A 16075-nucleotide genomic window follows, 5' to 3' on the forward strand; every position below is an offset into this window, starting at 1 on the left:
GGAAAAAGGACCGGGTTATTTTGGAAGATTGGTTTGTAATAGTGAGTTGACTTCCGCGATCTCTTCAATGCCGTACTTCGATTCGCGCTGGAAGGTGAGGAGGCCGTTCTGTTCTCCCTCCACGTCGTAGGCCTGGGTCAGGCAGTAGCCGGCGATTGCCGGGTATTCCTTCATGATTCGCAGATTGTCCTCGAAGCTTTCCAGTATACTTTTTTCGGTTTTATAGAATCCGGCGCCGCCGAATTCGCTCACCATGAAGGGTTCGAAGCTCCGGTAGGTCCCGCCTGCAAGATAGGGCTTGCGCGCCACCCGGTGGGTCAGAACAAGGTAGGCTATGGCGCGGGGGATACTGAAAAAGCGCATAGTCATTTTCTTTGGGTTCCCCAGGCTTTCGTAGAGCTTTCGGATCTTTGTTTCATCTGAAAGATAATGATGGATATCGACGATGTCTGTCATGATATGGTCGTATCCGGAATTGTCCACCACGAGGAGATTGGGATATCGTTCCCTCACGCGGCGGTAGAGGTCTCGTATATATTTTTTTCTCCCGCGGCTCCAAAGGAGGTCGGCGATGCCCCAGGTCTCGTTGAAGAGCACCGCGGCCATTACCGAGGGATGACTGCAGTCCCGGTCGAGGACGTCCCATAGCTCGTTTTCAAATTGCTTTTCCTCTACGATGCTGAAGAGGAACGGCGAGGGCATCTCGATCCATGCCAGGAGGCCGTGGCGGTCGCAAAGGTTGAGAAAGCGCGGGTCCTCGATCTTCTGGTGGATCCTGATGCCGTTGAATCCCATGGCCTTGATGAGCAGAATGTCCCGTTCATATCCTTCCAGGCCATTAACAGGCGTGTAATGCCCCGCCGGATAGTAGCCCTGCACCAGGAGCATCTTGAGACAAAGCGGATCGCCGTTCAGGAAGATCTTTCCCTCCCTGGCTTCGATGCTGCGAAGGCCGACGAATGTGACAACACGGTCGCTGATTCCGTCGCCGTCATGGAGCGATACCGTCACGGTATAAAGAGATGGATTGTCCACTGACCAGAGGCGGGGTTCCTTTATGGTGAGTGATATGGCGCTGTCCCGGGCGGGGTCCGCAATGTCTGCTCCTGCCGTGGCGGTCCCGTCCGGACCAGCGGCCTCTATGACCAGGCGGGCGCCATGGTCGATGGTCCATGAAATAGAAATGGTATCCGTGTTGGTGGATATCATGATCTTTTCAATGCTGGAATTCCCCGTGGCGTGGATATAGACCGGCTGCCAGATGCCGCTCACCGGCGTGTAGAAGATGGGGCTCATTTTTTTCCATACATATTGTTTCCCCCGGAGGGTTCTGCGCGACCGGGGATCTAGGACTTTTACAACGAGGCGATTGTTATCCGCGATATGATCAGTTATCTCGAAGGTGAAGGATGTATAGCCTCCTCGGTGGGATCCGAGGAACGCTCCGTTCAGCCAGACCATTGCTTCGTAATCCACGGCGCCGAAAGTGAGGAAAAAGCGCTTGCCCGGGGGCAGGTCCAGGCGGCGGAAGCTTCTGGCGTACCATGAGACCGGTGGCGGGTCCTTTATGCCGATTCCGCTTGCCTCGCTTTCGATGCAGTAAGGGACGGTGATAGAGCCGCCCAGGGTTTCCCGGAGGAGAATCTTATCGCTGTCCGCTCCATCAGCCCCGAACTCGAACTCCCATGTTCCGTCAAGGGAAAGCCAATGGTCGCGGGCCATGTCAGGCCGCGGGTGGTGTTTATCTGGCATCGCCTGTAACCTCCTGCACCCACACCTCCATGTTGGATAGACCCCGGTTGGCCCAGCAGAAGTAGGGGATGAAGGTGAGAGGATTCCCTGCCGGGTCCGAACCTTCAAGGACCCAGGTACCGCCGAAGTGCTTTTCTGAAAAACGCGGCTTTAGTTCTTTAGTTATATCAATAGCCGCTCCCGGAATTTTTGTGGCCGGATTATCAATGCTTTCAAGACAGTAAACCAGGGGGCCCCGGGACAGGGCGATCTTCCCCCGGTTCGATTTGACCTTGCGATGTGACCGGTGAATCGCGATGGCCATGGGGAAAGAGATTTCGATTGTGGAATTCTTATCCCAATTTCTTTTTATGGAAATATACCATGAATGATAGGGAAAATATCCTGAGGCTGAGACAATTTCAGGCCTTGGGGGGATAACTATCTTCTCCTGATTGTCGTTGATCATAATAGAAGGATTTCCGGACCATGAGGGAATGCGGAGATGTAATGTGAATTCATCAGGATTGTCGATCTCAATTTTAATCGATACGGGGCCTTCCCAGGGCAGTTTAGAGTCGATTATGATCTGTGCTGCCGCCGGGAAACCGTCCTGGGGATCGATCTCTGCTTTGTTGTCGAAGTACTGGTGCACCCAAATATTGCTGTTGTTAATTGAATAAATATATTTGCCCAAAGAAGCCCAGGTACGGGACACATTGCTCGGACAGCAGGCGGTGGCATACCAGGGCCTGCGTTTCTGCCCTTCCGATTCAAGGGGATTGCGGTACAGGTAGGAGCGGCCGTCAAGGGCTATGCCCGCGGAGGCGGCGTTGTAGAGCTGCCATTCGATAAGGTCCGCATAGCGGGCCTCACCGGTGGCCATGAGCATTTCATGGCTCCAGAAAATGCTTGCCAGGGCTGCGCAGGTTTCGCAGTAGGCGTAGCGATTGTCCAGCTCGTAATCCCTGCCGAAACCTTCAATGACCGGAAGGGACCCTATGCCGCCGGTGACGTACATGCGGCGTTGGACCATGCGGTCCCATGCCGCCGTCAGGGTCCCGATGATCGACCGGTCGCCGGTTTCCCGGAAGAGCATCGCCATGGCGGTGGCAAGGTATCCCCATCGGACCGCATGCCCCTCGGGAATGCGCTGCTTCCTGATGGGGCGATGCTGCTGGAAGAATTTTCCGGTGAGAAAGGACCAGTGGGCCCGCAACTTCAGGAAGGGCGGCTCCGTTGCCGTAAGGTTCTCCGTGAAATCAAATCCAGCCGGTGTTGATGCCCTGCCGTTGATTTCATTTTCCTGCTTCCTGATAAAGCCCGCGCGCCGGGATTGGCTCAGGAACTGTCCTATCAGCCGCAGGCCGAAAAAGCTCGTCCTGCCGCGCTGTTCCAGAAAATGACGGGCCGTTTCAAGATATTTTTTTTCTCCCGTTGCGCGATAGAGACGTATCAGGGCGATCTCGACCTCTTCATGACCCGGCGTCATGGCGGCCCCTGCGCTGGTGAAATCGCTTACTACCAGGTCCGCCGCTTTACACGCTATTTCCATGAGGTTATTCCCACCGGTTGCATTCCCATGTGCTATGCCTGCTTCAATCAGGTGGCCATGGGTGTAGAGCTCGTGTTCTATTTGCAGATTTTTCCAACGGTCTTCGGGGAAATGGAACTGGTTATAGGTGAACAAGTAGCCGTCTTCTGCCTGGGCACCGCGGATGATGTCAATGTATTCATCAAGGAGTTTCTTAAGACGATGATGGGGGCCTTCATCCAGAATTATAGCGGCAGCTTCGGCCCACTTGTGAACATCGGAGTCATTGTAGAAAAAGCCTTTACGGAATCCCTGCCTTGTCCCGGCAACAATGCGGAAATTGTCAATGCGCCCTGTCTGCTCCAGCTGGTCCCACTGGTAGAGTATGGCATTGTTCCGGTTCATGGCGCACCGGCTTCCCCAGAATCCGCCCGTGACCTTCACCTTTGAAAGGGGCAGTTCTTTCATGCGATCATAGGTTGAAGGAGTGTGAGGCATTGGGACCTCCTTGTATGAGGGAATCAGGGTGATGGAAATACTTCAAGTATTAAATTATGTGACATGTTTTTTAATGTCGGGTGGGTACCCCCAGATTAATTTCCAGCTTTGTATATTATTAATCAATTCTCTGATCATCACATAGTTTTTATAAAGATAGTTATCGGTTATAACCTCGTTAATCAATTTGCTCAAATATCTCTCAACAGCAAAGGCGAGAATATGCGAAACAGACATTTTGAGAAGCTTCCTCAGATCAAGAAAAAACTCATACTCATCCGGCCTCAGGATAATATGAAACTTGTGCCACTCTCCTGGGTCTCTTTTTTCCTGATACTGTACCATCCTCCCAAAGAAAAAAGGATTCATTGTTTCCCCCATGACTTTATTCATCAGAATGACTATAAGCTCTGTTCGGGAAATTCTTTTCAATTGCGCCGCCCGTGTCATTTTATTCAGTATGTCTTTATCGATATTGAGAGTTGTTTCCATCCAGATCACATCCTTGATTGATCGGTTCTAATGAATTAAACGAATGATCCTGATTGATATAAAAAAATTTTTAATTAATGATGATGTCACTCATTAGGGCTGACAATGATCATTATTTTTATATTACTGCTTGAAATGTATTGCAATTTTAATCGGTCGGTGATAACATGCAATTTACAATTTGTACCTAACAAGCGATCCAGGGAGGTTGTTCATGGCAGGATCAGGAATGTCTATGAGAAGCAAGATCGGATACGGAATCTGCGATCTGGGAGGCAACCTGTTCTTCACTGCAATCGGTCTCTGGCTCATGATCTATTTGACAGATACTGTCGGTATAGCGGCCGGCCTTGCAGGCATTGTGGTGGCGATCGGGAAGATATGGGACGCCATTACCGATCCTGTCGCGGGATTCCTTTCCGACCGCACCAAAACTCGTTGGGGACGGCGCAGGCCCTGGATGCTCTTCGGGTCATTTCCCCTGTTTGTAACCATGATTATCATGTTCACCAATCCCCACCTGGAAAGCCAGGCAGCCCTGTTCATATGGGGGGTTGTCGCTTTCTGCCTTCTCAATACGGCCTATACGGCGGTCAATATCCCCTATAATTCTTTGACCCCCGAGCTGACCCAGGATTACCATGAGCGCACCAGCCTTAACGGGTATCGGTTCGGGTTCGCCGTTGTCGGCACGCTGACCGGCGCCGGCCTGGCGCTACCCCTCGTCAGTCTCTTTAAAACAAAGAGTGCGGGTTTTTCCGCCATGGGAGCGGTCTTCGGCGGTGTTATGCTGATAACCGCTCTTATAACCTTTTTTTCAGTAAGGGAGCCGTCGACAGAGCGCGAGCCTTTCAGCAAGGGATTTTTCGCGACGTACCGAAAGGTTTTCATGAACAGGCCGTACCTCCTTATTCTCGGCGCATACGCTCTGCACGTGACGGCCCTTACCATTATCATGAGCGTTGCAGCCTATTACTTCAAGTATATCCATAACGATGAGCAGGCCACGACCACGGCCATGCTGGTGCTCCTGGTTACGGCCTTTGTGTTCATCCCGGTGAGCGTCATCCTGTCAAAGAAATTCGGGAAAAAGATAGTCTATGGCGCGGGTATGCTGATATTCGCGCTTAATATAATGATCCTGTTTTTCCTCGGGCACCTGTATCCGGTCGGTTTTTCCATAGCGCTGATGTGCTCCGCAGGTATCGGTCTCGGATTCACCTATGTCATGCCCTACGCGATGGTGCCGGACGCGGTTGAGTACGATTATCTTCTGTCGGGAGAGCGCACCGAGGGAGCCTTTTACGGCATCTGGACCTTCGGCATAAAAATAGGCCAGGCCATAGCCCTGGCGATCACCGGCGCCGTGCTCTCCCTGGTCGGTTATGTGCCAGACGCGGTCCAGAGCGCCGAGGCGCAGCTGGGCATACGGCTTCTGGTTGGACCAATAACTGCTGTTATATTTGTTCTGGGGGTCGTTGTCCTCTATCTCTACCCCATCAATGAAAAGCGATATAACGAGATCATTGCGCAGATAGCCGAAATGGAAAAGAAGAAATAACCAGCCGGCCTTGCCGCTGCCGCGAGCCGGCTCTAATTAGCACTATCGGGAGGATTGTCCTTTATGGAAGCGTTTGGATTGCTGGTGCTTGTGGTAGCGATCATTATCGCTGCCGCCTTTGTCTTCTTCAAATGGTTTAAAAAGACGACGGTGGAGGATCTCGGCCTTCATTATGGGGAAAAGATGATCTTCGATGATGATACCTGCAGCGTCGAGCTTCCGGCCGGGTCGTCCACGGAGCCGATGACAAGCGTTTTTCTGCGAGTGACGAACAAGCGGATCGTGATCGGTCTCGGTGGTAAGCGGAAGCACCTGCTTAAATATGTGGTATATTACGAAACGGTTCCGGGCAAATCATCAGGCGGGCCGGGAGACGGGAAAAAAGAATATGTATCATTCAACATTGAAATAAAGAACATATCATTCATCGGGGATGATGTTGTAAGGATAGAGCCCGCGACGACACGGGGCGGCGATATCCCCGAATGGCTGCAGATCAAAACCAATCATATCGGGAATTACCGGGAAGCTTTCAGGGTGTGATCAGGCTCCCCGGCATTAACCGCTCCGGTTTGTCAGAATTTACCCGGCCCGCGCAGAATCCGCGCCGGGAGCATAAAAATTGATTTAACCAGTCCCAGAACACCTTCAACGGCTACGCCGAGGATCTTGAACGGCAGGAGCAGAAGCCACACTATGGGATAGAGTATGAGCGCGATTATGGCCAGGGGCCAGCAGAAGACGAGGAGAATGAGCCAGAGCAGAAATTTTATCATATCAAAAAGCTCCTTATATAACTGGTAATACCTGAGTGATACAGGATTCACAGAGGTTACATGAAAATCAACAAAGATTTAGCCGCGGAGCACCTTGCCGGGGCCATACGCTTTAAGACCATATCCCAACGGGACCCGGCACAGACAGACCGGAAGGCATTTCTCGGCCTCCATGGATATTTGAAGAAGACCTATCCCAAGGTTCACCACGTGATGAAGCGCGAGACCATCAATGAACTGAGCCTTCTCTATACATGGCCGGGATCGGACAGACAGGCGGAACCGATCCTTCTCATGGCCCATCTTGATGTGGTTCCGGCCGAGGACGGCGTCGGGGAGACCTGGACCCGTTCCCCCTTTGGCGGTGACATGGACGGGGCGTTCGTATGGGGGCGGGGGGCCCTGGATGTCAAGGACGCTGTCATCGGCATCATGGAGGCGGCGGAAGGCCTCATTGCCGATGGTTTCAAGCCGAAGCGGACGGTTTATATCTCCTTCGGCCACGACGAGGAGGTTCTCGGCAACCGGGGTGCTGCGGAAATCAGCCGGGTCCTCGCCGGCCGTGGCGTCAGGCTCGCCTTTACCCTGGACGAGGGCGGTTTTATCCGTGATGCCGTCATGCCGGGATTGAAAAAGCCGGCAGCGCTGGTGGGGATTGCTGAAAAGGGATATCTGAGCCTGGAACTGTCGGCCCGCGACGCAGGCGGCCATTCGTCGATGCCGCCGCGCCGTACCGCGGCAGGCAGGATAGCCAGGGCTCTCTGCCGCCTCGAGAAAAAACCGTTCCCCCCGCGCCTTACCGGGCCGGTGCAGGCGATGTTTCGGACCCTGGGATCGGAAGCCGTTCAGCCCTTCCGAATTTTTTACAGGAACATCGGGCTTTTCAGAAAGATCTTTCTGAAAATGCTTGCCGCGTCGCCGCAGACGGATGCCATGATACGTACCACCATCGCCCCTACCATGCTTGAGGGAAGCGAGACAGAGAACGTAATGCCACAAAGGGTCATGGCGGTTGTGAATCTCCGGGTCCTTCCGGGTGAAACAAGGGAAGGTGTCCTGTCGCGGGTGAGAGCCGTCATCAAAGATCCGGACGTGGAAATCGCGGCGCGGGAGAATTCAAGCGATCCGTCGCCGGTGTCTGATACGGGATCTCCGGAATATGGCGCACTGAGAGATGTCATCATCTCCCTCTTCCCCGGCATCGTCGTGGCCCCCTTTCTCATGGTGGGCGCCACAGACTCACGTCATTTCGCCGCGGTGAGCAGGCAGGTGTTCCGTTTTACGCCGGCCCGGATCGGCGCTGACGACATGGGACGGGTCCACGGCATTGACGAGAGGATATGCATCGACAATTTCGCCGACATCATCGCCTTTTACGCCGCCCTTATAAGAAAAACGGCCCTGTAAGTCCCGGGTACGGGAGGGCCGCAAAAAAAATAATTGCGTCCCCCGCGATAATATTCTATCTGACACATAGAAGCGCCGGAAAGATCGGGCGCCTCGCCGTTGACCCTGTCCGCCGGAGGAAATCGTTGAGCATCAGTAAAAAGAACAGACCCCTGCAGAAGATGTTCTCGGAAGTGCCGGAGAGTTACGATCTGATCAACAGGCTCTTCACCCTGCGCCTCGACGAGAGGTGGCGCCGCAGGGCCGCTGAGGCATGCCTGGCCGCGGGGGCGGCGAGGGTCCTGGACCTCTGCACAGGCACCGGCGACCTGGCGGTGAGGGTCGCCTCAGCTGCGGGAAAGCGGGCCGATGTGTACGGCGTCGATTTCAGCATGGCGATGCTGGAGTATGCGCGGGTAAAGGCAGCCCGCGCCGGCGTGCCGGCCCTTTTCGCGGCCGGGGACGCATCAGAGCTTCCCTTTCAAGATGGCGCCTTCGGCGTCATAACCATCGCCTTCGGATTCCGAAACCTTACCTACCGGAATCCTGGCAGGGACCGGTACCTGGCGGAAATCCTCAGGGTCCTCGAAACTGGAGGGCGGTTTGTTATCGTTGAGAGTAGCCAGCCTCGTTCAGGCATCTTCAGGGCACTGGTTCATCTTTATACAAAGATTGTCGTATCTTTCATCGGCGGTATTGTCTCCGGCCAGAGGGGAGCCTATAACTATCTTGCCCATTCTGCTGTTAATTTTTACGGTCCTGAGGAGTTGTCGGATCTGCTCAGATCCGCCGGCTTCAGCAGGGTTGAACATCACCCGCTCCTTGGCGGGGTCGCAGCCTTGCATATAGCATATAAATGATCGCAAATTAATAGTGATTTATAAATCGGGAATTAAAAAGTAGACACATGCAATAGTTTTGTTAAATTATTTGTATAAATTCACTCCTTTTTCATGGCCACTTTTTGACATATCAGATTATGGCCAGATTAATAATTCTAATTATAGTATATATTTCAGCAATACTGACAGCAAAATATAAAATAGTATTGAGTTATTGTGGAATTATATCCAATTATAAGGATATTTAAGAGTTTTCCGGGGGGTTGCCTCTTTTAGATGTTTGTCATTTTGCAATGATTCTTAAGAATCCGGCAGGATGGCCAACGGTAGTTCCACAATAATTCTATTTTTTAAACATCATAGCTGGTTCCTGATGGATCAGTGCGTGTTTAAGTAAATAACCGACATTATTTTAATGAGGGTATTATGAAACGACTTGGCATGATAATGGTGATCTTCATCAGCTGCCTTGCTGTCATGACCGGCTGCGGCGACGATGGGAACAAAAAACGAGTATGGCCTTTTTCTGATAGCACTTCTACAGATTCTACGACAGATGGTGCAGATACCGATAATGCCACGAACACATTCCATGGTCCGGCCACCGTAGAGGCCACTGACGCGGATTATAAAGACAAGGTCGGTATTAATTGGTCCACCATTGACAAGGCCGTGAGCTATAATGTATACCGTTCCGATAAGATAGGGGGTCCCTTCGCCGCCAAGATCGGGTCCGTTGATGCCGATAACCTGGTCAATGCAGATTCCACCGTTGTGACCACCACCACGCCGACCAGCACTGACCCGGGCACTGTTACGACCACCGCCACCGGCGGCGACTGCGACAATCCGGTATATCAGGCCACGTATCAGTCAGCGAGAGATATCGGCGATGGAATACACATTCCTTATACAACCGGAATCTGGTTGCCTGGAGTGGGCTGGACTTATACATCTGAGCACTATTCTGTGAGATTGCGGGTGGGCAGTGTAGTTGATACCGTAATTGAGTTTATCGGTAAAAATTTGTTCACAGGAACCACCTGGACCCAGACCATGATTGTGGCGGAATTCAACAATGCCCTGGGCAGTTACGGCACCTGTTATGCTGTCACTGTCAATGGGAAAAAGTATATCAAGATTGTAAGCTCTTATGCAATTACTCTTTCCAGCGATTATGATTTGCCCGGTAATATCCTCTGGGTCGGTCTCGATTTTCTTGATGAAAGCTCCAATTCTTCCACTGTGGTAACGGCCAATCCGGTTTTGATCTCCTGCGGCGATCTCACCAGCCCCACTGTATCGGAAGTGAGCCCTAAAAACGGCGCCACGGATATCGCACTGAACGCGAAAGTTTCCGTCGCCTTCAGCGAGGCCATTGACACAGCCACCATGAACAGCTCAAGCTTTACACTCTCTGCGGGCGAAACCGCTGTGGCGGGCACGGTTTCCAACACCGGCGTTTTTACGCCATCGGCTGCGCTGGCGCCAAGCACGGAGTATACGGCCACCATAACCACTGCCGTGACCGACCTGGCCGGGAATCACCTTGAATCAGATTACGTATGGAAATTCACTACCTGCGCCGCTTCCTCCAGTTCCTCCGTGTCATATTATTATATTGATTCCGATGTTTCCCAGGGCGGCATCTACTACTACGCTATCACCGCCGTCGATGCCGACGGCAATGAAAGCGTCATGCCCACGCTGGGTGAAGAGGGATCCACCAAGGCCAACGACAATGTGCCTTCCAAGGTGGCGATCTGCTCCGCTTCCAAGGGTCAGGCCGGCGGAATAACGGTTACCTGGGGAGAGGCGACAGGCGCGGATTATTACCGGGTGTACCGTGTCGACTCTTCTTCCATTCAGGTCCAGGTAGGCGGCAATATTACCGGCACCTCCTATACAGATACAACGGTTGATGTTGGCGTATACTCTTACAAAGTGACGCCCTATAACTCCTCCGGGGCGGGCGGCAGCAGCGGTCTTGACCAGGGGCATCGGGCCGCCACTGAATACGAATTCTTTGATCTGGTTTATATGGAAGAGGAATCGGCTCTGAGCAGGATAAGCAAACTGCAGGCGAGCGGACTTGATATGATCGGAACTGAAACCGTTAACGATTTAGCAGAGGGTAGTAATGGCACTTGCAATTACAATGCCGCCTATGACTTATGGTCAGATAAGGCGACCGTGCTCATAACCTTCACCAATTACTCTGATTACTTATTAACGCTTAACGGTACTCAAACCACTGTGGCAAATTCATCAGGAACGGGAACAATTACGGGTACGTTAACCGTAACCGGTTTATACTCCGGGACTGTGGGTTTTAATCTGTCGCTTACAAACCAAAACGCCAGCGGCGGCACTTATACGGTGACGCAGACCGGCGGGTCTGCGACCACGATCCCCTATGATTACGTGCCTTAATTATCGGTTGTATTGAACGAGATAGAATAACTGCCCGGGGCGCGCTGCGGCGCGCCCCGGTTTTTATCTTATAGCTGTTTTGGTTTCTACAATTATATTGTGCATTAATTCCGGCCCATGATAGAGGAGTTAATAGTTTCCTTTATTGACATCCGGAACAAATAAATAAATGACTTGTTTTAAAATTATTTTTTATGGGGTATAAGGGGTGAAGCCCCTTATAAGCCCCGCAGGGGTTCCCTGCGAGGCCGAGACGCCAGATTTGGAACAAGTCTAATCTCAAAGAAGTATTATCGGAGGCTGAATGAAGAAATCAGTATTATTGACTGTACTGCTATGCGCCTGCCTTGGCGCGGCCCTGGGCTGCGAACAGGGCGGTGACAACTCAAAAAAGAATTCGTCACTCCTGGGCCTGTTAACCGGGGATTCGGGAATCGGAGGAGCGTCGATAGACGCGCCCGCGTCCGTGACAGCAACGGATGGCGTCCACTCAGATAAGATCGGGATAACCTGGGAAGTTGTGGACGGAGCGGCCGGCTACAAGGTATATCGTTCCGATACAAAGGATGGGACCTTTACATCAATCGGCACCGTCCTTGCAGCCGACCTGGCAGCGACCCAGGTATCCAGCAAAAAGTCCATTGTCGCGGTTAAGCCCCTCTATTCGTCCGATTCCACCGCAACGACACAGGCCGTGTTCCAGTCCGATGTGGACCTCGGTGCCGCGGATTGGTTCGGCAACATCGGCGTTTATATCATAGGGCTTTCCACCTGCAAGATACATATCGTTATCGGCGATTCCATTGACACGGTGGTGGAATTTTCCGGCCATACCTGGGGGAGTTTCTATACCCAGGACGAAGTGGTCGATCTGATCAATGCCGCGGTCGGCACAACGGTCTGCTATGCCGTTGACGATGGCGACGCGAAATATGTCAAGATAGTGAGCACCGGGGGCGCCATCACCCTGGAAAACGATAACGATCCACTCATCTATGTGCCCCTGAAGCATCTCCTGAAAAGCGACGCGACAAAATCCACGGTTATCACCGTTGAGCCGGTTGTAGTGGATGACGGCGAAGATGATGGCGATGACGGCAGCGGCGCCGGAGACGGCGGAAGCACCGAGCAATCCGGCTATTGTTTTACCGATACAGACATAACCGTCGGGACACATTATTTTTACGCTGTCACAGCCATCGATCAGAATGACGCGGAAAGCGTGTACAGCGCCGTTGACGAAGGATTCTCCGCTGACCCGAACGCGCCGGGTAAAGTGACCGGCGTCACCGCCAGTGACGGCTCCTATGCGGACAGGGTCTCAATTGCCTGGACCGCCGTTGACAGGGCCACGAAGTACAGGGTGTTCCGCACGGATTGGAATAACGCCTCTGTCCAGGTGGGAGGCGATATCACCGGCACTTCCTGCGAGGATACCGGCGTTCCCGCCGGCGCGTTCAAATACAAGGTGGTTCCCTTCGCCGACACCCTTGAAGGCGTTCACAGCGATCCGGACCAGGGCTATCGTTCCGTGACCGATCATGAATTCTTCACGGAATTCATGACATCCATTAACTACACGTCGAAGCGGCTCACGAAGATGGGCAGTCTCGGCAACCAGACCATCACCGACATTAACGGCGGCGGCACCTGCGTCTATACCGCCTCAGGAGGACTTTCGGGCGCTGATATATTGATCGCCTATACCGATTATTGCGATCTCTATATGACCATGAATGGCAGCCAGCATACGGTCATTACAGACGTGTTGTCGCAGAACGGGACCCTCTCCGGCTGCCAGATTGACGTTGCCGGCGTTTATACCGGTTACGTCCGCTATGACCTGGTCATCAAGAGCGGAAAGCCGGCAGGCGGTTATTACTATGTGAGCCAGAATGGCGGCGCCGAGACACAAATCCCGTATAACTATCAGTAAACACGCTTTTAACTTGATTGTATCCATGTGAGGCCCCTTGTTTTAACGAGGGGCTTTTTTTATAATTATACTTGAATATTTACCGAGGTGATGCAGTATATTTATGGATATGTCATCGCGAGCAAAGCGAAGCGCCCCTCGACGGTTCGACAGGCTTGTCCTGAGCGACGTCGAAGGGCTCACCGCATCGCTTTACTCGGGGACCAACTGGCTGCCGGGCGCTCGCCCCGAGCGTAGTCGAGGGGAAGCCGGGGCATGTTTCGTTATCCCGATGGAATCGGGAATCCTCGCAATGGCAGGTTTGATCATTATCTGCTATTATGGAGATGGCTTTTTATGGCTGCACTATATTCATGGAGAGAGTACGGATTATGAAACGATTGAGCGTATTGTTTGTTCTGTTGTTCCTGGTTCAATTCACCGCTGTGGCAGAGGTAAGTAAAATCACGGTCAATGTCGACCAGGCAAAGCTTGATAAGGGGGAATTGCAGACCCGGATCACCGAACTGAAGACAACGGCCGGCGCCGTGAAGAAGCGCGTTATCGGCATTGTGGTCATCGACGCTCCCCCGGCAAAAGTGTGGAAGATTCTGGAAGATTGGGAGGCGATGCCCGCCTTTGTGCCCGGTCTCGAGTATTATAAGGTAATGCACCGGATCACCAGGGACGACCTGCTCATCGAGGGCGTGGTAAAGGCCGGTCTCATGAAGATACTCTATACGCTTCGCGTTAAGTTTGACCGTGCCAGGCTTACGCAGGAGTGGAGTTTTATAAGTCCCGAAGAAATCAAGGCCTATAATGATAAGGGTATACCTCTTAAGATGCCGGCATGGAATATAAAAAATGTCGAGGGTTTCGAATATATTGAACCGTATGGCGGCGGGTCGCGAACCCTCTACTACTATGCGCCCGTAATCGAGGCCCGGGGCGTTCCTGAATGGATCGAGCGGCTCCTGGCCAAGCAGGGACTGGAAGGATACATGAAGGGCGTCAAGAAGCGGGCCGAGGGCAAATAGCGGTTCTCGGGCCCGGTATTAATCTCTTGACAAAATAGCACCCTGATTTTTTAAATGAATAAATGAATATTATCTTCAATAATTCATTTATAATTCACCAGGAGGTTTGGCATGGCTAAAGTCAAATATCTGAGTCCCGAATGGCGGGATGAGGCGAAGAGGCTCCTTGCGGCGGAGCTCTCTCCTGAAAAGATGAACCGTATCTCCTCATCCATGTCCAATATCTACAAGAACTGCCCCGGCGGGAAGGACCGTTTCTTCCACGTCAAATTCGCCGACGGGGCCCTTGCCGCGGTCGAGGTGGGGGAGGGAACGCCCCCGGAAGCGGAGTTCGTGATCACCGGCGATTACGAGGTTTTCGCGAAAATATCCCGCGCCGAGCTGGGCGCGCAGAAGGCCCTCATGACCGGCAAGCTCAAGCTGAAGGGAAACATGGTGAAGGCGCTGAAGCTCGCGTCGGTGGTCGACCGGCTGAACAAGGTCATCGCCACGATCGAAGCGGAATATTAAAGGAGGGGGCCATGACGACAAAACTGAATCCCAATGATCCCTATTACATCGATTTCCCGAAGCGGATTCGGGACATCCAGGCCGAGATGGCGAAGCAGAAGATCGACTGCTACCTCGGCTCGCGCCTCCGCACCCTCTCCTGGACCCTGGATGCCTTCTGCCCCTGGCGGAGCTTCGTCGTGATACCGGCCGAGGGGATGCCCACGGCATTCACCTTCGTCATCGACGCTGCCCGCGTGGCCGACGATACCTGGGTCGACGAGGACCATGTGCGCGGTTTCGCGCCCATGGGGGGCCAGGACCAGATCGAGCAGATAGCCGATTTCATCAGGGACCATATCCCAGGCGGAAAGGGGAGGGTCGGCATCGAGAGCGGCATGTCCAACTACCTGCCGGAAGGGTGGCTCACCCACTATGAATACGAGCAGTACCGTGACGCCCTTTCAGGGTCGGAGCTGGTCAATGCCCATACCATCATCGACGCCCTGGCCCTCATCAAGGACAAGGGTACCATCAATCGTTTCCGGGAGGCTTCGCGCATCGTCGACGAGGGCCATAGGGCCGTCCGGGCAGCCCTTGAGAAGGGCGGATGGAAAGGTCTGACCGAGACCGAGATTGCCGGCATTGCCGCCCTGGCGATGCGCCGCGCCGGTAGCGAATGGGAGTGGTCCTTCACCGGCGGCAACGAGATCGCCTGCGGCTACCGAACCGGCCTTGCCGGCGGCGCCTGCACACCGGCGACCCGGAAAAAGCTCGCCGAAGGAGAACCCCTCATGGTGGATATCCACGCCATGTTCAAGCTGGGCCTGGGCGATCATTCGCACAACTATTTCATAGGTAAGGCCACGGACCGGCAATGGTGGCACGCCAATAATTTCCTGAAGATCGTGAAGGCTACATTGGCTACCTACCGGGCCGGCATATCGCCGTCGCAGCTGGCCGAAAAGATGATGGCCCTGGCCGAGGAAGGCGGCTTTTCCGATTACATGGTACCCGGCTTTGAACATGGCATCGGCATGATGGGAGATGAGTGGCGTATCGGCCTGAACGACGGGCCCTTCCCCTACTGGACCAACCCGGACCATGTCTACCGTGAGAATGAAGTCCTTATCTGCGCCATGCAGTACGCCTGTCCTGAGGAAAACATAGGGTTCCGCTATGAAAACCCGATAGTTATCGGTAAGGATGGCTGTGAGGAGCTGTCGAAATATCCCCTGGGGATTGAATTGGTGTCCTGATGCGGTACTGACCGGTGCCAGAGTAAGCATAAGGTTGCTCTGGCACCGATAACTATCTGTCTTTTTTACAGTGTCAGAGTAAATCTGGTCTTGATAAGTATTATATATACCGATTGTTATCG

General features: G+C 53.1%; 13 protein-coding genes. 9 read left to right on the top strand and 4 right to left on the bottom strand.

Features of this window, described 5'->3' with window-relative positions:
* Nucleotides 1-15: 15 nt before the first annotated feature.
* From KA369_22000 to KA369_22010, 3 genes are read right to left on the bottom strand one after another with little or no spacing between them, the layout of a single operon-like run.
* Complete coding sequence (locus tag KA369_22000; protein ID MBP7738664.1) at nucleotides 16-1752, bottom strand: hypothetical protein; 1737 nt, start codon at nucleotides 1750-1752, stop codon at nucleotides 16-18.
* Nucleotides 1742-3763, bottom strand: a complete 2022-nt coding sequence (locus KA369_22005) for a glycoside hydrolase family 127 protein (protein ID MBP7738665.1) — start codon at nucleotides 3761-3763, stop codon at nucleotides 1742-1744. The genes KA369_22000 and KA369_22005 overlap by 11 nt, the downstream gene beginning before the upstream one ends.
* Nucleotides 3764-3817: 54 nt before the next feature.
* Nucleotides 3818-4255 carry a hypothetical protein gene (locus tag KA369_22010; GenBank protein MBP7738666.1) on the bottom strand — a complete coding sequence of 146 codons (438 nt, stop codon included), beginning with the start codon at nucleotides 4253-4255 and terminating at the stop codon, nucleotides 3818-3820.
* A 214-nt stretch (nucleotides 4256-4469) separates the two neighbouring features.
* Between KA369_22010 and KA369_22015 the strand changes: the two genes are divergently transcribed.
* Both KA369_22015 and KA369_22020 read left to right on the top strand, forming a co-directional pair.
* The gene (locus KA369_22015; protein MBP7738667.1) at nucleotides 4470-5816 is read left to right on the top strand and encodes an MFS transporter; all 1347 of its coding nucleotides are present in this window, start codon (nucleotides 4470-4472) and stop codon (nucleotides 5814-5816) included.
* A gap of 63 nt (nucleotides 5817-5879) precedes the next feature.
* Nucleotides 5880-6359 (top strand): hypothetical protein, encoded by a 480-nt coding sequence (locus KA369_22020; GenBank protein ID MBP7738668.1) that lies wholly within the window; start codon nucleotides 5880-5882, stop codon nucleotides 6357-6359.
* Nucleotides 6360-6391: 32 nt separating this feature from the next.
* Here the strand turns inward: KA369_22020 and KA369_22025 are convergent, their stop codons facing one another.
* Complete coding sequence (locus tag KA369_22025) at nucleotides 6392-6592, bottom strand: hypothetical protein (GenBank protein MBP7738669.1); 201 nt, start codon at nucleotides 6590-6592, stop codon at nucleotides 6392-6394.
* Between the two features lie 60 nt (nucleotides 6593-6652).
* Between KA369_22025 and KA369_22030 the strand changes: the two genes are divergently transcribed.
* From KA369_22030 to KA369_22060, 7 genes are all read left to right on the top strand, one after another.
* Nucleotides 6653-7999, top strand: coding sequence for a M20 family peptidase (locus KA369_22030; protein MBP7738670.1), 1347 nt, complete (start codon nucleotides 6653-6655; stop codon nucleotides 7997-7999).
* Nucleotides 8000-8124: 125 nt separating this feature from the next.
* Nucleotides 8125-8838: a ubiquinone/menaquinone biosynthesis methyltransferase gene (locus KA369_22035; protein MBP7738671.1), complete on the top strand. Its 714-nt coding sequence runs from the start codon at nucleotides 8125-8127 to the stop codon at nucleotides 8836-8838.
* Between the two features lie 408 nt (nucleotides 8839-9246).
* Complete coding sequence (locus KA369_22040; protein ID MBP7738672.1) at nucleotides 9247-11253, top strand: Ig-like domain-containing protein; 2007 nt, start codon at nucleotides 9247-9249, stop codon at nucleotides 11251-11253.
* A 304-nt stretch (nucleotides 11254-11557) separates the two neighbouring features.
* On the top strand, nucleotides 11558-13189 hold the full coding sequence (locus KA369_22045; GenBank protein ID MBP7738673.1) for a hypothetical protein: 1632 nt from the start codon (nucleotides 11558-11560) through the stop codon (nucleotides 13187-13189).
* A gap of 371 nt (nucleotides 13190-13560) precedes the next feature.
* Entirely contained in the window at nucleotides 13561-14205 is a 645-nt protein-coding gene (locus KA369_22050) for a hypothetical protein (protein MBP7738674.1), read from the top strand.
* Between the two features lie 111 nt (nucleotides 14206-14316).
* Entirely contained in the window at nucleotides 14317-14715 is a 399-nt protein-coding gene (locus KA369_22055; GenBank protein ID MBP7738675.1) for an SCP2 sterol-binding domain-containing protein, read from the top strand.
* Between the two features lie 11 nt (nucleotides 14716-14726).
* The gene (locus tag KA369_22060) at nucleotides 14727-15953 is read left to right on the top strand and encodes an aminopeptidase P family protein (GenBank protein ID MBP7738676.1); all 1227 of its coding nucleotides are present in this window, start codon (nucleotides 14727-14729) and stop codon (nucleotides 15951-15953) included.
* The last annotated feature ends 122 nt before the right edge of the window (nucleotides 15954-16075 follow it).

Source organism: Spirochaetota bacterium (assembly GCA_017999915.1).
Classification (GTDB): domain Bacteria; phylum Spirochaetota; class UBA4802; order UBA4802; family UBA5550; genus RBG-16-49-21.

Coding starts and splice junctions, on each gene's coding strand:
- KA369_22040 (MBP7738672.1), top strand. CDS start 9,247: ATGAAACGACTTGGCATGATAATGGTGATCTTCATCAGCTGCCTTGCT.
- KA369_22050 (MBP7738674.1), top strand. CDS start 13,561: ATGAAACGATTGAGCGTATTGTTTGTTCTGTTGTTCCTGGTTCAATTC.
- KA369_22025 (MBP7738669.1), bottom strand. CDS start 6,592: ATGATAAAATTTCTGCTCTGGCTCATTCTCCTCGTCTTCTGCTGGCCC.
- KA369_22045 (MBP7738673.1), top strand. CDS start 11,558: ATGAAGAAATCAGTATTATTGACTGTACTGCTATGCGCCTGCCTTGGC.
- KA369_22020 (MBP7738668.1), top strand. CDS start 5,880: ATGGAAGCGTTTGGATTGCTGGTGCTTGTGGTAGCGATCATTATCGCT.
- KA369_22015 (MBP7738667.1), top strand. CDS start 4,470: ATGGCAGGATCAGGAATGTCTATGAGAAGCAAGATCGGATACGGAATC.
- KA369_22060 (MBP7738676.1), top strand. CDS start 14,727: ATGACGACAAAACTGAATCCCAATGATCCCTATTACATCGATTTCCCG.
- KA369_22030 (MBP7738670.1), top strand. CDS start 6,653: ATGAAAATCAACAAAGATTTAGCCGCGGAGCACCTTGCCGGGGCCATA.
- KA369_22005 (MBP7738665.1), bottom strand. CDS start 3,763: ATGCCTCACACTCCTTCAACCTATGATCGCATGAAAGAACTGCCCCTT.
- KA369_22055 (MBP7738675.1), top strand. CDS start 14,317: ATGGCTAAAGTCAAATATCTGAGTCCCGAATGGCGGGATGAGGCGAAG.
- KA369_22010 (MBP7738666.1), bottom strand. CDS start 4,255: ATGGAAACAACTCTCAATATCGATAAAGACATACTGAATAAAATGACA.
- KA369_22000 (MBP7738664.1), bottom strand. CDS start 1,752: ATGCCAGATAAACACCACCCGCGGCCTGACATGGCCCGCGACCATTGG.